A 19,515-nucleotide genomic window follows, 5' to 3' on the forward strand; every position below is an offset into this window, starting at 1 on the left:
AAAACGGTATTTGTTTTCTCTTAGGCCTCGGTGGCGAGCACGCGGCCCGTCATCTCGGCGGAAGGCTCAATACCAGCCATGGTGAGCATGGTCGGAGCGATATCGGAAAGACGGCCGTCCTCGATACCGGTGAGCTGTGCCTTCTCATCAACGATGATGAACGGCACGCGGTTGGTGGTGTGAGCCGTAAACGGATGCTTGGAACCGTCGGAAGCAACGTCAAACATGTGATCGGCGTTGCCGTGGTCGGCGGTAATCAGTGCAAAGCCGCCCTTGGCGAGAATCGCCGGGACAACCTTGGACAGGGCATCGTCAACAGCCTCGACAGCCTTAACGGCAGCGTCGAAGACACCGGTGTGACCAACCATGTCGCAGTTCGCGAAGTTCACGATGTAGAAATCAGCGCGATCCTCGTTGATGGCGGCGACGAGCTTCTCGGTAACCTCGGGAGCGCTCATCTCGGGCTGCAGATCGTAGGTAGCAACCTTTGGGGAAGCGACGAGCACGCGCTCCTCGCCCTCCTTGGGCTCCTCGATGCCACCGTTGAGGAAGAACGTCACGTGGGCGTACTTCTCGGTCTCGGCAGTGTGCAGCTGCTTCAGGCCATTGGCGGCGATAACGTCGGCCAGGACGTTCTCGGGGAACGTCTTGGGGAAGGCGACCTCGACGTCAAACGTCGGATCGTACTCGGTCATCGTCACAAAGTGCGAAAGCTTGATCTGCTCGCGCTCAAAGCCGTCGAACTCCTTGTCCGTGAACACGCGGGTCATCTGACGAGCGCGGTCGGGACGGAAGTTGAAGAAGATGGCCGCGTCGCCCTCGTGAATGCCCTCGTTGTGGGCAGCGAAGGGCTCGACGAACTCGTCGCCGCGCGGGTCCTTCTCGTAGTAGGCCTTGATACCGGCAACGGGGTCGACATCGGCATCGGACGCGTTGACCATGACGTCGTAGGCGCGCTGGATGCGCTCCCAACGGTTGTCGCGGTCCATCGCCCAATAACGACCCGAGACGGTGGCAACGCGAGCGTCGCAACCGGTCTCCTCGGAAATCTTGGCCAGGAAGGCGCAGAACTCGCTCATGTAGCCAGCACCGGACTGCGGGTCGACGTCGCGGCCATCCATGAAGGCGTGGACACGAACGGTCTTGACGCCATGCTCGGCAGCCATCTTGACCAGAGCCTCAACGTGGTTCATATGAGAATGAACACCGCCAGGGCTCATAAGGCCCATGAGGTGGAGAGTCTTGCCGTCAGCCTTGACATCGTCCATAGCCTTGACAAAAACCTCGTTCTTGGCGATGGAGCCGTCCTTGATGGCATTGTTGATGCGCGAAAGCTCCTGGAACACGATGCGGCCGGCACCGATGTTGAGGTGACCCACCTCGGAGTTGCCCATCTGGCCGTCGGGAAGGCCCACGTCCTCGCCCGAAGCGCCGAGCGTGGTGTGGGGGTACTTCTCGTACAGGCTATCAAGGAAGGGCGTCTTGGCAGCGGCGACGGCGTTCTCGCCATCGGCCGGAGCAAGGCCGCAACCATCCATGATGATCAGGAGTGCAGGAAGATGACGTTGTGCCATATGTCCTACTCGCCTGCCTTGACGACCATAGAGGCGAAGTCGGCAGCCTTGAGCGAAGCGCCGCCCACGAGGGCGCCGTCAACGTCGGGCTTGGCGACGAGCTCGGCGATGTTGCCGGGCTTGGCGGAACCGCCATACAGCACGCGGATGCCGTTGGCGAGCTCCTCGCCGAACATCTCCTTGAGGGTCTCACGGATAGCGCCGCAGACCTCCTGAGCGTCCTCGGCGGTAGCGGTCTTGCCTGTGCCGATGGCCCAGATGGGCTCGTAGGCGACGACGACCTGCTTGGGGCAGGTGATCTCAAGACCAGCAAGGCCAGCCTTGACCTGGTTCACGACGTGCTCGACATAGGTGCCAGCCTCGCGGACCTCGAGGGACTCGCCGCAGCAGAAGACGGGAACAAGGCCGGCGGCAACGAGAGCCTTAGCCTTCTTGTTCTGGTCCTCGTCGGTCTCGTGGAAGTAGTCGCGACGCTCGGAGTGACCGATGATGCAGTAGGTGCAGCCAGCGGACTTGAGCATGTCGCAAGAGGACTCACCGGTGAAGGCACCCTTGGCCTCCCAGTACACGTTCTGTGCACCGAGGGCGATGGGGGCAGCCTGAATGCGGTCATGAACCGTGGTGATGTCGATGGTCGGAGGGCAGACGAGCACCTCGACGCCAGCCGGAACCTCGGGCAGAGCCTGAGCCAGCTCGTCGGCGAGCTTGGCGGCCTCGGCAACGTCGTTGTTCATCTTCCAGTTACCAGCGATAAGAAGGGTGCGATTAGGCATCGAGAAGCGCCTCCACTCCGGGCAGGGCCTTACCCTCGACGAGTTCCATGGAAGCGCCACCACCGGTGGAGATCCAGCTCATCTTGTCGGCCAGGTTGAACTTGTTGACAGCTGCGACAGAGTCGCCACCGCCGATGATCGAGGTGCAGTCGGCCTCGGCGACAGCCTCGGCGATAGCCTGGGTGCCGTGAGCGAAGTTGTCGAACTCGAAGACGCCCATGGGGCCGTTCCAGAACACGGTCTTGGCGCCCTTGACAGCCTCGGCGTAAAGCTCCTCGGTCTTGGGGCCGATATCCATACCCTCACGATCGTCGGGGATAGCGTCGGAAGCGACAACCTCGGCGACAGCGTCCTCGCCAAAGTGATCGGCAACGCGGTTGTCGATGGGGAGCAGGATCTTGACGCCCTTCTCCTCGGCCTTCTTGAGCATCTCGCCGGCGCGCTCGACCCAGTCCTCTTCCTTGAGGGACTGACCAACGGACAGGCCCTGAGCCAGGAAGAAGGTGTAGGCCATGCCGCCACCGATGATCAGGGTGTCAGCGGAGTCGATGAGGTGATCGAGAACGCCGATCTTGGAGGAAACCTTGGAACCGCCGACGATGGCGACGAAGGGGCGCTCGGGCTCGGCGAAGATGCCGGTCAGCGTGTCGACCTCCTTCTCGAGCAAGAAGCCGGCGACGGCAGGCAGGTAAGCGGCGGGACCCACGACGGAACCCTGGGCGCGGTGAGCGGTGCCGAAGGCATCGAGAACGAAGACGTCACCATAGGAAGCGAGCTTCTTGGCGATCTCGGGATCGTTCTTCTTCTCACGCTTGTCAAAACGGACGTTCTCGAGAACGAGGACCTTACCCGGCTCGACGGCGGCGACAGCCTCAGCAGCCTTCTCGCCGTAGGTGTCAGCGACAAAGGCAACGTCGAGACCAGAGAGCTCAGCGAGCTTCTTGGCGACGGGCTCGAGGGACAGCTCGGGCTGGAAGCCGGTGCCCTCGGGACGGCCGAGGTGGCTCATGAGGATGACGCGAGCGTTGTGCTCAACGAGGTAGTTGATGGTGGGCAGGGCAGCCTTGATACGGGTGGTGTCGCCAACGACGCCATCCTTGATAGGCACGTTAAAGTCAACGCGGACGAGAACGCGCTTTCCGTCGACATCGATGTCGCGGACGGTCTTCTTGGTAAAGGCCATGTTTGCTTCTACCTTTCGTACGTGTCTGCCTCCCATTACGGCAGACGATTTCTTATAAAAAGGGCGCGACCCTAGGGTGTAAGCCCTATAAGGCCGCGCCCTTCTTTAGACGCTCAACGAGCTATTCGCTAAAAGCTAAATTAAGCAACGAACTTCTCGAAGTACTTGATGGTGCGGACCATCTGAGAGGTGTAGGAGTTCTCGTTGTCGTACCAAGAGGTGACCTGAACGAGGGTCTGGCCGTTGCCGAGGTCAGAGCACATGGTCTGAGTGGCGTCGAAGATGGAGCCGTGGGTCTCGCCGACGATGTCGCGGGAGACGATCTGGTCCTCGTTGTAGGCGAAGGTCTCGGAGATGGTCTCGGCGTAGGCCTTCATGGCAGCGTTGACCTCGTCGACGGTGACCTTCTTGTCAACGACGGCGTAGAGGTTGGTCAGCGAGCCGGTCGGCGTCGGGACGCGCTGGGCGGCACCGATGAGCTTGCCGTTGAGCTCGGGGAGAACCAGGCCGATGGCCTTGGCAGCGCCCGTGGTGTTCGGGACGATGTTCTCGGAGCAGGCGCGGGAGCGACGGAAGTTGCCCTTGCGCTGCGGGCCGTCGAGCGGCATCTGGTCGCCGGTGAAGGCGTGGATGGTGGTCATGATGCCGGACACGATGGGAGCGAAGTCGTTCAGACCCTTGGCCATCGGGGCGAGGCAGTTGGTGGTGCAGGAAGCAGCGGAGATGATGTTGTCCTCAGCGGTCAGCGTCTCATGGTTGACGTTGTACACGATGGTGGGCAGATCGCTGCCGGCCGGAGCGGAGATGACGACCTTCTTGGCGCCAGCGTTGATGTGGGCCTGAGCCTTAGCCTTGCTGGTGTAGAAGCCGGTGCACTCGAGAACGACGTCGACGTCAAGGTCGCCCCAAGGCAGGTTGTTAGCGTCGGCCTCCTTGTAGATCTTGATCTCCTTGCCGTCAACGGTGATGGAATCCTCGCCAGCAACGACCTCGTGATCGCGAGCGTAGTTGCCCTGCGTGGAGTCGTACTTCAGCAGGTAAGCGAGCATATCGGGAGAGGTGAGGTCGTTGATAGCGACGATCTCGGAGCCCTCATGACCGAACATCTGACGGAAAGCCAGACGACCGATGCGACCGAAGCCGTTAATAGCAACCTTTACTGCCATTGTGTCTCCTTTCGTAAGGCCCCCGCGAGCTACAGCGCCCGCCGTTGAGGCCCACAAACTAACCACTCGCCTAATATACCTTTTTTTTGACTTGAATTTCACGAGAATGCTCGAAATTGAAAATCAAATTTACGTTAAAACGTTTTAAAGACTAAAATAGCAGCTAAATCCATATATAAGTCGTTACTTCAAACTACCTGTTTGCTTCAATGAGCTTTTCAAGCCGTAAAACACGATGGTAGAGGGCTGACTTCGACAAGGGAGGGTCAGCCATCTCCCCCAAATCACGCAGCGAAAGATCGGGATAGCGCTCGCGCAGGTCGCAAAAGACCGCCAAGGCATCCGGAAGCGCATCGCGAAGGCCACGCTGCTCGAGCTCATCGATAAGCGCAAGCTGATGTTGGGCAGCACCGGCGCTTCTGGTCTGGTTGGCGAGCTCGGCATTCACGCGACGGTTCACATCGTTCTTAACCAACTTGACCGCGCGCGCCTCCTCAATCTCGGCAACGCTGCGCTTGGCACCAATCAGCTTTAATAGATGCTCGATTTCCTCGGCGCTCTTAATGTACACGGCATATGACCCCCGCCGTGCATTAACACGAGCATGGACCCCAATCTGCTCCAACAAATCGCAGAGCCCCTTGGCATATTGCTCGCCCTGCACAGCGATCTCCAAATGAAAATCGCCGCGTGGATCGGCAACGAAGCCGCCCGCGATGAGCGCGCCGCGGATATAGGCAAGTCTACAGCAAGGACGGGCAACGATATGTCGGGGTACGCCGGCGACAAGTCCTCCCCTACGGTCGAGGATACCCAGCAGAACCAAGGCCTTATCCAGGTCTGGCTGATCAGGCAAGGTGATGAGGTAGTTTCGAACCTTATGCAAGACAGATTTGCGGACGGTGAACTCCGTTTTGAGCTTAAGGATACGATGCGTCAGCGTGATCATCGTGCGCGCGACGGCTCCCGTCTCAGTCGCAACCGTCAAACGATACCGCCCAGAGCCGGCAAGCGAGAGCGTACCGCTCACACGCGTGAGGGCGGCAAGCGTCGACAAGTCGCAGTATTCACATTCGGGTTCGCAGCGCGCAAGCTCGTCGCGCACCTCAGCGGTAAACGACATGCAGGCCTATGCCTTCGTGTTGGCGCGCGACAGGTCGCGGTGGGAGATGCTCACGTGGTACTGAGCGCCTTCCAGGTAACGGGCCGTGGCCTCGGCAATGGCAACGCTGCGGTGCTGGCCGCCCGTGCAGCCGATGGCGATAGAAAGCTGCGGCTTACCCTCCGCGATATAGCCCGGCATCACCGTATCGAGCAGCTGTGTCCAAGCCTTCCAAAACTCCTGCGTCTTGGGATGGTCCAGAACAAAATCGGAGACCTTTTTATCGAGACCGGTCATCGTGCGCATCTCGGGATCGTAGAACGGATTAGGCAGGAAGCGGACGTCGATCATAATGTCCGCCTCGACGGGCATGCCGTGCTTAAAGCCAAACGAGAACACGTGGACGTCCATGAGCTGCTGGTCGGACAGCTCGGAAAATGCCATACGTAGCTTGTTGCGCAGCGCAGAGGTGCGCAGACGGCTCGTGTCGATAATCATATCGGCTCGGTCGCGCACGCCCTGCAGCTGAAGGCGCTCGCGCTGAATGGCATCGGCCGTAGTCTCCCCCGGCTTGGCAATGGGATGACGGCGGCGATTTTCGCTGTAGCGACGAATCAGCACCTCGTCAGACGCCTCCAGGAACACAATGTCGCAGCTCATCTCGCGCTCCTCGAGTGCGGCAACGGCATCGAGCAGCTCGTCAAACAGTCCCTGGCTACGCAAATCGCAGGTGACGGCAAGATGCCTGCCCACGCCCGTATTGATGCCGACGAGCTCGGCAAGCTGGGCGATGAGACGCGGAGGCAGGTTATCGATGCAAAAATAGCCCATGTCCTCGAACACGTGCATGGCCTGTGTGCGGCCCGATCCGGACATTCCGGTGATGATGACGATATCGGGTATGCGCTCCGAGCGCTCCGCCGCATCCATGGCATCTCCCTTTTGCATGTGCTGCCTCCCGAAAACAAGCGCGGGACCCAGCAACCCGGATCCCGCGCGGTCAATTGCCTATATTGAGTATACCGCCCCGAGCGGATACGAGGCCTGTCTTACGCCTCAAGCGCAGCCTTGAACCAACTCGTAATACTCGTGGGGTGCGTGATGGCGGTGCCGACGACAACGGCCCAGGCGCCAGCATCGATCGCGGCGCGAGCCTCCTCGGGCGTGTGCACGCGGCCCTCGCAGATGATGGGAAGACCGGGGAATTCCTCGGTCGCCTGACGCAGGAGCGGCAGATCGGGGCCATCGGCCATGGTACAGTCGATGGCGGCGACGCCGTGAGAAAGCGTGGTGGATACCAGGTCGAAGCCCATATCAACCGCACGGCGAATGTCCTCGATGGTGGCGCAATCCGCCATCAGGAGCACACCCTCCTCGTGCAGCGGGCGGAAGGTATCCTCGACCGTCTTGCCATCGGGGCGCGGACGATCGGTGGCGTCGATCGCCACGATATCGGCACCGGCAGCAACGCAGGCGCGAGCGTGACGCAGCGTCGGCGTGATGTAAACGCCCTCGTGCCCATCCTTCCACAGGCCGATGACGGGAACCTCACAGCGACCCTTAATGGCGGCAATGTCGGCAAGGCCCTGGCAGCGAATGGCGGCGGCGCCGCCGAGCTCGCAAGCACGCGACATTTGAGCCATGGTCTCGGGCGTACGAAGCGGCTCGCCCATATACGCCTGAACGCTCACGACGAGCTTGCCCTTCAGGGATTGAATCAAAGGATCGACGGTCATAAGGCTGTAACCTTTCTCAGAACAGCCTCCCGAGGCGTGTTGTCTCGGGAGGCTCCTACAGAAGATACGTTTACTTCAACGAGGCAAGAAAATGCTCAGCGGCACCGATGAGCGGAGCATCGCCCTCCAGAGAACCGATGAGGATCGGCGTGTCCTGAAGCGGATCGAGCGCCTGGCTGGCATAGCCCTCGTGCACCGAATCCTTCCACGTCTGTGAACGCCAATCGGGGCCTTGGTGAATCACGCCACCCGAAAGCACGATGACCTCAGGGTCCAGGATGTTAGCGAGCGAGCCCAAGCTGGCACCCAGCGCAAAACCGGCGTCATGGATGACCTCGGTCGCCTTTGCGTCGCCCGCACGGCACAGGTCGTTCACATCGCGACCGACCGAAGGACGGCTGGGGTCGACGCGACCAAAGCGCTCATCGTACATACGACCAATGGAAGTGCCCGAAGCAACCGACTCAAGATGACCGGAACGCCCGCAGGCGCAGGGAATGCCGGCGGCAGCCGAGCACTCGATGTGGCCCATATGACCGGCAGCACCATGGAAGCCCTGCATCACGCGGCCGTTCTCGACATATGCGCCGCCGATGCCCGTGCCGATGCCCAGGCACAAGACGGAGAACTTGCCCTTGCCGACGCCCCAGTGGGCCTCGCCCAGAGCATGAGCCTGCACGTCGCCCACAACGGCAACGGGGAGACCAAGGTCCTCGCGCAGACGCGGCCCCAACTGAACGCCGGACCAGCCGGGCATAATCTCGTTGGCATACGCGATGGCGCCCGTCTTGGGATCGACGACGCCTGCGGCACCGATACCGACACCGAGGACCTCGACATCGGGATTCGCCTCAAGGGCAGCCTTGATGGACGCCTCGATACGTTGGAAGACGGCCTCGCCGCCCTCCTGGGCCTCGGTAGGAACCTCGGCCTCAAAAACGGGATGGGGCACGCTGCCGTCAGCCGGGTACTCCATAATGGCGGTCGCGATCTTAGTTCCGCCGATATCGACAGAGCAGACGTACTTGTTCTCCATGTCGTTCTCCTTAGGAGATAAAAACAACTACAGGAAATGAAGGCGGTGTTATCGCCGCAGCATGATAAAGGTTTCCCAGGTGCCCGAGGTTGGGGTGAAAGTGGTCGGGCGTTGACCTAATGGGTCACGCCCGGCCACTTGAGCCCCAAGATCGGGTGCCTGGGGAAGCTTTACAGGAGACCGTTGTCCTGGAGGACCTTCTTAATAGCCTCGACGTTCTCGCCGGTCATGGCCTTCACCGGGCGCGGCATGGTCGGGCTGTCGAAGATGCCCATGAGGTTCATAGCGGTCTTGAAGGCGCCGACACCACCGGCATAGCCCTGGACGCCCGAGGTGACATCCCAAATGTGGGAGATCTCGTTGAGGCGATCCTGCTCGGCCTTGACGGTAGCCCAGTCGCCGGCCTGAGCGGCCTTCCACTGGCGCACGTAGCCCTCGGGCTCAACGTTGGCGAGGCCCGGAACGGAGCCGTCGGCGCCGCCAAGGTAAGCACCGTCGACGACGACCTCGTGACCGGTGAGGATGCTCATCGGATGGCCATTCTTCTCGTTCTCCTGAACGAGGTAGCGGAACGAGATGTCATCGCCCGAGGAATCCTTGACGCCGGCAAGGACGCCCTCGGCGCCGAGCTTGGCAAGGAGCTTCCAGGGGAGCTTGGTGTGGACGCACACGGGGATGTCGTAGGCGAAGATGGGAAGGTCGAGTTCCTCGTGCAGGATGCGGAAGTGCTCCTCGACCTCGGTCATGCCCTGCAGGGCATAGAACGGGCAGGTGGCGACAAGCGCATCGGCGCCCAGCTCCTGGGCGACCTTACCATGCTCGATCATGCGCTCGGTCTCGGTGTCGATGATGCCAACCAGAACGGGAACGCGGTGGTCGACGATGCGCACGGCCTCGGCGACAATCTGGCGACGGCGCTCGTCGGTGGAGAAGACGACCTCGCCCGAGGAGCCCAGGAAGAACAGGCCATCGACGCCGGCATCGATCATGCGGTTGATGCTGCGGTCAAAGGATGCAACGTCGAGCTGGTGGTCTTCGGTATCGGGAACAACGACGGGAGGGATAACGCCGGTGAATTTCTGAGTTGCCACAAGAATCTCCTTAGTTGTCTGGCGGGCGGCCCTATGCCACCCACTCTTGTTGGCAGTGTCCAAGCCGTCTAGGCCAAAGAACACGGGTAGAACGTTTGGTTAAAGAAGTCGACGACTTCGTTTTCGAACGCATTGATGCGCTCGTGAGCGTATTTGGCATAAATGATATGCCTTCGGTCACACTCAAGACCGTTGAATACAGCAAACTGACCCTTGGGATCGCTCACGGCGTCCATAAGCGATGTGCCCATGAGCACCGATCCGCGCACCCGAGACGACAGCGCCTCGAGGCCACCGGGAATTGGATTGGCAACCGCCGTGCAGGCAAGACCCTGCTCGTCCAGAGCAGAAACCGCCAGCGCGACTCCGCCGCCAAGGCCCTCGCCCCATGCAAAGATGCGGTCGGGGTCCATGCCATCAAGATTGCGCGCGACCTTCGCCAACGCGCAGCCCCAACGGACGCGCTCGACAAAAGCGGGCGAAGCAATTCCCCGCTGCAGGTCGTCCGCACCAGCAACATCGTCATCCAGTGCAAGCACGGCATATCCCATGGCGGCAAATCTCGTCATGTGATGCCAGCCGCGCACAGGCCGATCGATGTCGTGGAACATCAGGCACAGCGGCACGCGCTCAGATACTCGGGCACGACCAACAGGCTCAATCAAACGAGCGTGGACCGCATGGTCACCGAGCTCAAAGGAAACCTCCGAGTAACGGGCGCAGGGGTTAACAAAGTCAATCGCCGTAATGGCCAGGCCTTGAATCTCAAGATTCGAAGCGCATGTCTCTAAATCAGAAACATCTGCTTGGACATCACCGCGCCAGTCCCGATATTCTGCGAGCCTTGACGAAACCGTTCCAGGAATTCCCACGAGCCCGGGGACAATCAGCTCGTCAACATTGCTCTCGCACTTAGACATGAGCCTCCCCTCCCTTGCAGAAAAACGGAATGATCAGATCGTCAAAATCCTGAATCTCCTCGTGGCCAAAGCCTTCAAAGAACTCATGACGCTTTTCGCAGGTCAGGTTGTTATAGACCGCAAACTGCGTCGCTGGCGGACAGACGATATCGGCTGTGCCGGTGCCAAACAGCACGGGGCATTTGACCATAGGGGCAAAGTTCTTGGAATCGAAGTACGCCAGCTTGGCATAGGCTTCGTCAATACGAGTCGAGTCCTCGTCAAACCAGCGAGACCAATAGCGCAGGCCCTCGTAGGCAATGTCGTCGGCATCCAAATCCCAGACCAGGCGGAAATCTGACAGGAAGGGATAGAGGATGGCAGCGCGATTGATAAGCTCGCTGTTAAGCGCACAGGTCGCAATGCCCAAACCGCCGCCCTGCGACGCGCCGTTCACAAACACACGCGCAAGATCGATGCCCTCGAGCTCGCGAACGATGCGGCACAGGATGCGAATATCTTGGTGCAAGCGGACATAGTAGAGGTTGGCAGGGTCGCCGTCGATACCGGCGACGATATGCCCGGCAACCGTTGTGCCCTCAAATCCACCAATGTCCTCGGAGGGACCTCCTTGGCCGGGGCAGTCGAGGGCGATGAGTGCCATGCCCATGCCCGCAAACGACGCCTGCTCAAACCAGCTGCGGCTTGCACCCGGATACCCATGGAACTGAAGTACCAATGGCACGGGCTCGTCCGAGACGGGTTTAAGGTACTTGGCATGCAGGCGCGCGCCACACATGCCGGTATACCAGAGGTCGAAAAGCTGGCAGGTCGCGGCATCGGTGACCGATGCCGTCTCGATCGCATAGTCAAGCCCGACGGCGTCGGCCTCGGCCATGCGATCCTTCCAAAAGAGATCGAAATCTGATGGACGGGGCATGGCGCCTCGATATTCACCAAATTGATGTTGTAGCTCCTGAGCACTTGGCATGGCTCGTGAACCCAACCTTTCGAAATCGCAACGGAGGTGCGCCCGGCAAGAGAACCGGGCGCACGGGAGGGAAAGCGAGGCTACTCGCCGAGCTTGGGATGCAGCAGCGACGGCGCAGCGCCGAGCAGCATCTTGGTGTAGGGGTCCTGGGGGTGCTGGAAGACCTGCTTGGCCTCGCCCTGCTCGACGATCCTGCCGCCATTCATAACGATGATGTCGTCAGAGATATAGCGGACCGTCTGGATGTCATGGCTGATGAACACCATGGCCAGGCCGAGCTCCTTCTTAAGGTCGGTCAACAGGTTCAGAATCTGTGCGCGGACCGAAACGTCCAGAGCCGAGGTGGGCTCGTCGGCGATGATGGCATCGGGGTTCAGCGACAGGGCACGGGCAATTGCGACGCGCTGACGCTGGCCGCCCGAAAGCTGACCGGGAAGAACCTCGGCGGCGGAGCTGGGCAGACCGGTGAGCTCCAGGAGCTCCTTGACGCGCTTCTCCTGCTCGGCCTCGGTACCCAGGCTGTGGACGCGCATGGGGTCGAGCAGCTGCTCGCGAACGACCATGCGGGGATTGAGCGCCGTGGCCGGGTTCTGGAACACGACCGAGATGACGCGACCCATGTGGCGACGGTCCTCGGCGGTACGTTTGGTAACGTCCTTGCCCTTAAAGTAGACCTTGCCGCTCGTGGGGGCCTGCAGGCCGCACATGACGTTGGCGGTGGTGGACTTACCGCAACCGGACTCGCCGACGATGCCGATCGTCTGACCGGGCATGAGCTTAATCGTTACACCCTGGACGGCGTGAACCAGGTTGGGGTGCAGAATCGAGCCGGTACGGGTCCTAAAGGTGACGTGGACGTCATCAAGGAAGATGATCGGCTCGACGCCGTTTACTGCGGTCTCGCTCATCTACATCACCTCCGCGTGAGGGGTCAAACCATTTGCCTTGAGCACCTCGTCGGGGAGCTCGGAATAGAAGTGCTCGGTGCCGGGCACGCGCTTGAAGACCGGACGGGTGTCCAGGCCAATACGCGGGTGGCTCGAGCGGGGCGCGAAGCGATCGCCCTTGGGGAAATCGCGCGGGCTCGGAACGGCACCGGGCACCTGGTGCAGGCGGCCCGAACCGCTCTCGATGGACAGAACGGAACCCAGAAGACCGCGGGTGTACTCGTGGATCGGGTTAGTGAGCAGCTCCTTGGTGGGCGCCTGCTCGATAACCTGGCCAGCGTACATAACCGTGATGTTATGGGCAACCTCGGCGACCAGAGCCAGGTCATGCGAAACGAAGATCATGGCAAAGCCGAGCTTGGCCTGAAGATCGTTGAGCAGCTTGATGACCTGCTTCTGGACGGTAACGTCCAGAGCGGTCGTGGGCTCGTCGCAGATGACCAGCTTGGGATCGCGGGTAAGGGCCATAGCGATCAGGACACGCTGACGCTGGCCGCCGGAAAGCTCGTGCGGATAGCTCTCGAGCGTGCGCTTGGGATCGAGGCCGACGAGCTCCAGGAGCTCCTCGGCGCTGCGGGTTCCGCCGCGCTTGGTGAGCTGCTTCATCTGGGCAGAGATGAGCATGGAGGGATTAAGCGAGGACAGGGCGTCCTGATAGACCATAGCGATATCGGTACCGCGCAGGCCGAACCACTCCTTCTTGCTCATCTTGAGCAGGTCGCGACCCTCCCAGAGAACCTCGCCGGAAAGATGCTCGTCATCGTCGGTCAGGCCCATGATGGCCAGCGTGGTGATGGACTTACCGCAACCGGACTCGCCCACCAGGCCCATGGTCTGACCAGGACGAACGTCAAAGTTGACATGGTCGACGACGTTGATATCACCGTGATGCTCAAACTGGATGCAGAAGTCACGGACCGAGAGAATCGGCTCAACGGACTCGTCGGGCACGTGGCGATCGTCACGCTTGAGCTCGACATCGCGCAGGGCGCCAAGGCGAGCGGAGAGGGACTGGGCCTGCTCCTTGTAGGCGCGAACGGGGTCGGAGACCAGCAGGTCGGCCTCGCGACGCTTGGAGGAATCGGTCGGATCCAGGGCGGCGGAGGGGGCAGCGGCCATAGCGTCGGTAATGCCCTCGGAGAGGATGTTGAGCGCCAGGCAGGTGATCATGATGGCCAGGCCCGGGAACAGCGCCTGCCACCAACGGCCAGCGAGCACGCCGCCGCGGGCGTCGGCGAGGATGTTGCCCCAGGTAGCAGTGGGCTCCTGGATACCAGCGCCGATGAAGGTCAGCGAGGCCTCGAAGATGATGGCGTCGGCGACCAGGGTAACGGTGAAGACCATGATCGGGGCGATGCAGTTACGCAGAACATGCTTGATCAAAATCCACGGAGCCTTGGCACCGGAAACGATGACCGCGCGAACATAGTCCTCGCCGTACTCGGACACGATGTTGGCGCGCACGATACGGGCAATCTGCGGAGTGTACATAAAGCCGATGGCGAAGATGATCGACGGCACGGAGTTGCCCAGGATGGAGACGAAGACGGCCGCGAGGGCGATGCCCGGGATGGACATGATGATGTCCAAGATACGCATGATCGTCTCGGAGACGGCCTTGCGCGAAACCGCTGCAAGGGCGCCCACGACCGAGCCGCAGACCAGAGCCATGGCGGTGGCACCAAAGCCGATGATCAGCGAGTAACGACCACCGTAGAGCATACGCGACAGAATGTCGCGACCCTTATCGTCGGTACCGAAGATAAATCCGTTGCCGGGAGCCTGGCGAGCCGTAAAAATCTCGACCGGGCTATAGGGGGCAAGAAGGGGCGCCAGGATCGCAGTCAGGGCGACCAGCACCAGCACGACGGCGGCAATCTTAGAAGATAGCGTCATCTTCTTCCAGCCACCGAGCTTGAGCCCCTTGGAGGCAGCCTTCTCGAGCTGCTCGGTTTGCTTCTCTCGAATCTTTACCATAATCTACACCGTCCTGATGCGCGGGTTGATGAGCAGGTAGAGCATGTCAACCACGATGTTGATGATGATGAAGGCGAGAGCAACGACGATGACGACGCCCTGAACCAGGTTCGCCTCGTTGCCCTGAACGCCCTGCAGAATCGCGGTGCCCATGCCGGGGAGGTTGAAGATAACCTCGATGACGACGGCGCCGCCCATGAGGTAACCGATCTTAAGACCGAGGGTGGTGACCGGGGTGATCAGCGCATTGCGAAGAACGTTGATGCCGACGACGACCTTCTCGGGAACGCCGGCGCCACGAGCCATACGGACATAGTCCTTGTCGAGCTCCTCGACCATGGCGGTACGCACGATACGAGTCATCTGGCCCGTCAGCGGAAATGCCAAGGCGATAGCGGGCATGATCATACGTCCCAGATAGCCAACCGGATTCGTGGTGAAGTGAGGCAGAGCACCCGATGCCGGGAGCACCTTAAGGTAGGAAGAGAACAGCAGGATCAACAGAACGGCAAGCCAGAACGACGGGGTTGCCAAGCCGGCGATGGAAAAGACGCGGATCACTTGGTCCGGCCATTTGTCGCGATACAGTGCCGCGATGACGCCGAGCAAAAACGAAACGACCGCACCGATGGCAAGACCGATGAAGGTCAGCTGCATCGTGACGGGCAGGGCCGTGGAGATGCGCTTGGCAACGGAGTTGCGAGCAGCACCATAGGTGCCCATGTCGCCATGGATCAAATCGCCCATATAGCGCACGTAGCGCACGGGCCAGGGGTCGTCCAGACCATACTTCTCATGGTACTCGGCAACCGCCTCGGGCGAGGCACCGTCACCCAACGCCGTGTAGGCGGGGTCGGTCTTGGAGAACGACATAAGGAAGAACACCAGGACGGTGACGCCCAATGCCATGATCGGCAGCGCCACAAGACGCCTTCCAATCAAACGTAGCAAGTTGTTCACGTTCTCTCCCCTTTCTTTTGTCGGTAGGACCAACTGGTATATGAGTACGGATACTCATTACAAGACCCGAGCGACATCGTTGCCGCCCGGGTCTTTGTTTCAACTATGAGGATACGGTCACAACGACCGACATCCTGCATACAGACTCAAGCGAGTCTTACGCCTTGACGGTCGCAACGCCCCTGAAGGACATGCTCGTCGTGCCGATGCCCTTGAAGCCATCGAGGGCCTCGCCGTTGGGCGCAGTGGACGGATCGTCCCAAGAAGCGGAGACGGTCTTGACGTGGACAACGGGGTACAGAACGGCGTTGTCGGCAATGATGTCGAAGCACTCGTTCCACTTCTTCTGCTGCTCGTCGCCCTCGGCGGCAAGAGCCTCGTCCATAAGACCGTGGAGCTTCTGCCACTCAGCGGACTCCTTCCACGGGCAACGGGTCTGCATCCAGACATTGTCGCCGTACCACCAGTTGAGCAGCAGGTCGGGGTCGGCGCCGAAGCAGGAAGGATCGCCAGGGGCAAGGAGGATATCGTAGGCCTCGCCGCCGTCGATGGCAGCGTAGGTGGCCGGCGAGGTATCGGTCTGGATGGTCACATCGAAGCCGAGAGCGTCGAGGTCGTTCTTGACCTGGGCGGCCATGCCCTTAATCTGCTCGTTGTCGGTGGTGCGCAGGGTGATGGCACCCGGGGTGATGCCAGACTCCTCGATGAGCTTCTTAGCCTTCTTGGCGTCGGTCTTGTACACCGTGGAAGCCTCATGATAGTTGGTGAAGCTCTTGGGCAGGTAGCAGCTGGCAGCGGTGGCAAGGCCGGCGAAGGTGTTGCTGACCATCTTCTCGGTGTCGAGCGCATACATGACAGCCTGACGGACCTTGACGTTGTTCCAAGGCTCCTTGGCGACGTTGAACATGATGAAGCGGGTGCCGAAACCCTGAACGTTATCGATCTTGCAGCCGGCGCTCTCGAGCTGGTCGACGGCGTCAGCGGTAACGAGCTCCATAACGAGCGTGGAGCCCTCCTGCTGAGCGGTAACGCGAGCGGTGGGGTCGGTCAGGATGCTGTACTGGATCTTCTTATCCTCGGCAGCATACTCACCGTTGTACTCGGGGTTGGGAACCAGGGTGATCTCGGTATCGGAGATAGAGTCGTACATCCAGGGGCCGGAGCCGATCGGCTGCTTGGCGCGATCCTCCTCGGTCTGGGTGGCCGGGGTAACGCGGACGATGGCCAGACGATCCTTGAGCAGGGAGAAGTTGGGGACCTTGGTCTTGACCGTCACGGTGCTGGCGTCCTTGGCCTCGAGGGACTCGAAGGGCTGGAAGAACGGAGCGTAGGTAGCGGAAGCGGCGCAAGCGGTGTAGGAGGCAACGACATCGTCAGCGGTGACCTCGGTGCCATCGGAGAACTTGGCGCCCTTGCGGATGGTGACCTCGAAAGTGGTGTCGTCCACAGACTTGGGATCGTCGGTGGCGAGCTCGTTGAAGGTGCTGTAGTCGTGGTAATCGATGCCGTAGAGGCCCTCGACGACGTGCCAGTTAGCACCCAGGCCCACAGCGGAGCCGGTGCTGGCGGGATCGAAACTGGACGGAGCGTAAGCGGAACCAGCGGTGATCACGCCGCCGCCACGGTTGGCGGAATCGGTGGAACCGGAAGCGGAACCCTCGTCGCTAGAGCTGCCACCGCAGCCGGTGAGACCAAGCCCTGCGACAGCAGCGACGCTGCCGGTGAGGCCGAGGAACGAACGCCTGGACATACCCTTGTTGATGATGGCCATGTCTTCTCCTATCAATAGAGAATCTTACTCGGGAGCACCTAGACTTGCCCCCGCGCAACTTGCGGACGATATATACCTTACCTACCGACGAACCCAACTGAGGTGCCACGCTCGGCGACCGATACATACATACGCTTGAACGGTATTTACTACCGTTCACCGAATTCGTTGACAAACGATTCGCCAGACAGTATGTATCGGCGAGGTGAGATATCAGTCTTCGTCAACCCGCAGGATAGCAGGGTTTTCGCTTGGGTTAGTCAAACGTTTTAGCGTTAATAAAACCCGAAACCAGCAGGCAATCATGGCGAAATAAATGGTTGAAAATCGCGCAATCATGTATATCAGTTGTTTAGAAGCGCATTTAGTTTTCGGAGCGGTTGGCCGATGTCTGGGCGCGCTCGGCATTCCATGCAACGAGCGCCTCGTGGACCGCCTTGGCAACATCGGCAGGTATGCCGCGAACTTCCGCGATCTCTTGCTCGCTCGCCGCGCGCAAACGCTTCATCGAGCCAAAATGGCGCATAAGGGCACGTTTTCTGGTGGGTCCCACGCCTGGAACGTCATCGAGTACCGAAACCGTCATGGCTTTATCGCGCAATTCGCGATGGAACGTGATGGCAAAACGGTGCGATTCATCGCGCACCTGTTTAATTAGATAGAGCGACGCGGACCCGGTCGGCAGCACGACGGGAGTCTCGTCCCAAGGCACGAAAACTTCCTCATCGGCCTTTGCCAAGCCACAAACTGGTATATCGAGCCCAAGAGCCTCAAGTTGCTTGATCGCAGCGGTCAATTGCGGCTTGCCGCCATCGACAACGAGCAAATCGGGGCGCGAGCCAAAGCGCTCGTCGGCCATGCGCTCGGGAGCATAGCGTCGCCCCAAAACCTCGGACATCGACACGAAGTCGTTTGCCTCGTCCAATTCGGCCTGAATTTTAAAACGACGGTACTGGCTCTTGTCGGCGCGCCCGTTGGTAAACACCACCATCGAGGCGACGGTAAAGGTTCCGTGCAGCGTCGAAATATCGAAGCACTCGATACGCATCGGCGGCGCCGGCAGCGCCAGCGCGCTTTCGAGCTCCAGGAGCGCTTGATTGGTGCGGTCGTCAGCGTACCCCGTTCGCATCATGTAGCGCATGAGGGCATGGCGCGCATTTTTGGATGCCATATCGAGCAAACGGTGCTTTTCGCCACGCTGCGGCCTATGGAGATGGCAGGAACGCTCACGCTTGCCTGCAAGCCACTCCCCCAGTGCCTCCGCATCCTCAAGCTCGACAGAGAGGTTTATCTCAGCTGGAATATCAGCCGTCTCGTCGTAATAGCGCTTAAGAAAGCCCGACTGGAGCTCTTCCTCGTCAACATCAAGACCCTTGTCGAGAATGAACTCGCAGGTGCGAACTGTTCGGCCCTCGCGAACGACGAAGACGCAAGCGGCGGAGATGGTCTCCTCGCGATAGAACCCGATGACATCGATATCGACACTGGAGGGAAAAACGACTTGCTGACGATCGTCCAGACCCCTGATGACCTCCAAACGACGTTTGACGCGTGCCGCGCGCTCAAAGTCGAGTGCCTCGGCGGCATCCGCCATCTCGGAAGTCAGCTCGTCGACGACATCCTTGCGATGGCCCGACAAAAAGCGCTCGACACGCTTGACGTTCTTGGCATAGTCTGCCGGGGAAATCGCGCCGACACACGCACCCGGCCCGCGCCCGACATGGTAGTCGAAGCAGGGACGCCCGTTTTGTGCGCAAATCATATTGACGATGTCTTCCTCGCCCTTGTGGGACTCGATGATACGGCGACAACGACGCCACTCCGCACAGGATGCAGAGCAGATGGGGATAACCTTGCGCAGCGTATCTATCGTCTCACGTGCCGCACGGCTATCGGTATAGGGTCCAAAATAGCGCGTTCCCGGCTTATGACGCTCACGCGTGTATTTGATAGCGGGATACAGGTCGCCCTTTGTAATGGCGATAAAGGGGTAGCTCTTGTCATCCTTGAGGTCGACGTTAAAGTACGGATGGTACTGGCCGATCAGGTTGCGCTCGAGTACAAGCGCCTCATGCTCGGTTTCGACAACGATGTAGTCAAAGCTCGCCACCAGCTGCATCATCAGCGGGATCTTTTGACGCTCATCCTGCAGTGTCACGTATTGACGCATGCGGGCGCGCAGGTTTTTCGCCTTGCCCACGTAGATGACATCGCCCTTGGCATCCTTCCAAAGGTAGCATCCGGGCTGTGTGGGAACGCGCGAAACCTGCTCGGCAAGCGTTGGAATGTTGTCGTGACCGGCCACGCGC

Annotated in this window: 16 protein-coding genes; all 16 read right to left on the reverse strand. The window is 60.3% G+C overall.

From position 1 onward, the window contains the following. Window positions 1-20: 20 nt before the first annotated feature. Window positions 21-1,574 carry a 2,3-bisphosphoglycerate-independent phosphoglycerate mutase gene (gene gpmI, locus AAAX34_RS06280; protein WP_148332797.1) on the reverse strand — a complete coding sequence of 518 codons (1,554 nt, stop codon included), beginning with the start codon at window positions 1,572-1,574 and terminating at the stop codon, window positions 21-23. Between the two features lie 5 nt (window positions 1,575-1,579). Then, window positions 1,580-2,347 (reverse strand): triose-phosphate isomerase, encoded by a 768-nt coding sequence (tpiA, locus tag AAAX34_RS06285; RefSeq protein ID WP_022094882.1) that lies wholly within the window; start codon window positions 2,345-2,347, stop codon window positions 1,580-1,582. Beyond that, on the reverse strand, window positions 2,340-3,530 hold the full coding sequence (locus AAAX34_RS06290) for a phosphoglycerate kinase (RefSeq protein WP_349110457.1): 1,191 nt from the start codon (window positions 3,528-3,530) through the stop codon (window positions 2,340-2,342). Before AAAX34_RS06290 ends, tpiA begins: the two co-directional genes overlap by 8 nt. A 140-nt stretch (window positions 3,531-3,670) precedes the next feature. Beyond that, the gene (gap, locus tag AAAX34_RS06295; protein WP_055310510.1) at window positions 3,671-4,696 is read right to left on the reverse strand and encodes a type I glyceraldehyde-3-phosphate dehydrogenase; all 1,026 of its coding nucleotides are present in this window, start codon (window positions 4,694-4,696) and stop codon (window positions 3,671-3,673) included. Between the two features lie 193 nt (window positions 4,697-4,889). Beyond that, complete coding sequence (whiA, locus tag AAAX34_RS06300) at window positions 4,890-5,819, reverse strand: DNA-binding protein WhiA (RefSeq protein WP_022094879.1); 930 nt, start codon at window positions 5,817-5,819, stop codon at window positions 4,890-4,892. Between the two features lie 6 nt (window positions 5,820-5,825). Then, the gene (rapZ, locus tag AAAX34_RS06305) at window positions 5,826-6,746 is read right to left on the reverse strand and encodes an RNase adapter RapZ (RefSeq protein ID WP_022094878.1); all 921 of its coding nucleotides are present in this window, start codon (window positions 6,744-6,746) and stop codon (window positions 5,826-5,828) included. A gap of 101 nt (window positions 6,747-6,847) precedes the next feature. Next, a complete protein-coding gene (locus AAAX34_RS06310) occupies window positions 6,848-7,534 on the reverse strand; it encodes an N-acetylmannosamine-6-phosphate 2-epimerase (protein ID WP_022094877.1) in 687 nt (228 codons plus the stop codon). Window positions 7,535-7,604: 70 nt separating this feature from the next. After that, window positions 7,605-8,570: an ROK family protein gene (locus AAAX34_RS06315; RefSeq protein ID WP_349110459.1), complete on the reverse strand. Its 966-nt coding sequence runs from the start codon at window positions 8,568-8,570 to the stop codon at window positions 7,605-7,607. A 170-nt stretch (window positions 8,571-8,740) separates the two neighbouring features. Then, window positions 8,741-9,661, reverse strand: coding sequence for a dihydrodipicolinate synthase family protein (locus AAAX34_RS06320; protein WP_349110461.1), 921 nt, complete (start codon window positions 9,659-9,661; stop codon window positions 8,741-8,743). A gap of 68 nt (window positions 9,662-9,729) precedes the next feature. Next, a complete protein-coding gene (locus tag AAAX34_RS06325; RefSeq protein WP_349110462.1) occupies window positions 9,730-10,581 on the reverse strand; it encodes an acetylxylan esterase in 852 nt (283 codons plus the stop codon). Next, window positions 10,574-11,551 carry an acetylxylan esterase gene (locus tag AAAX34_RS06330; protein ID WP_195246822.1) on the reverse strand — a complete coding sequence of 326 codons (978 nt, stop codon included), beginning with the start codon at window positions 11,549-11,551 and terminating at the stop codon, window positions 10,574-10,576. The genes AAAX34_RS06325 and AAAX34_RS06330 overlap by 8 nt, the downstream gene beginning before the upstream one ends. Window positions 11,552-11,631: 80 nt before the next feature. Continuing rightward, window positions 11,632-12,459 (reverse strand): ATP-binding cassette domain-containing protein, encoded by an 828-nt coding sequence (locus AAAX34_RS06335; RefSeq protein WP_349110464.1) that lies wholly within the window; start codon window positions 12,457-12,459, stop codon window positions 11,632-11,634. Next, on the reverse strand, window positions 12,460-14,475 hold the full coding sequence (locus tag AAAX34_RS06340) for a dipeptide/oligopeptide/nickel ABC transporter permease/ATP-binding protein (protein ID WP_035138893.1): 2,016 nt from the start codon (window positions 14,473-14,475) through the stop codon (window positions 12,460-12,462). 3 nt (window positions 14,476-14,478) lie between these two features. Next, on the reverse strand, window positions 14,479-15,435 hold the full coding sequence (locus AAAX34_RS06345; RefSeq protein ID WP_035138896.1) for an ABC transporter permease: 957 nt from the start codon (window positions 15,433-15,435) through the stop codon (window positions 14,479-14,481). Window positions 15,436-15,592: 157 nt separating this feature from the next. Continuing rightward, a complete protein-coding gene (locus tag AAAX34_RS06350) occupies window positions 15,593-17,206 on the reverse strand; it encodes an ABC transporter substrate-binding protein (RefSeq protein ID WP_349110465.1) in 1,614 nt (537 codons plus the stop codon). Between the two features lie 364 nt (window positions 17,207-17,570). Continuing rightward, window positions 17,571-19,511, reverse strand: a complete 1,941-nt coding sequence (uvrC, locus tag AAAX34_RS06355) for an excinuclease ABC subunit UvrC (protein WP_349110466.1) — start codon at window positions 19,509-19,511, stop codon at window positions 17,571-17,573. Between the last annotated feature and the right edge of the window lie 4 nt (window positions 19,512-19,515).

This window comes from Collinsella sp. CLA-ER-H4, assembly GCF_040092395.1.
GTDB lineage: Bacteria > Actinomycetota > Coriobacteriia > Coriobacteriales > Coriobacteriaceae > Collinsella.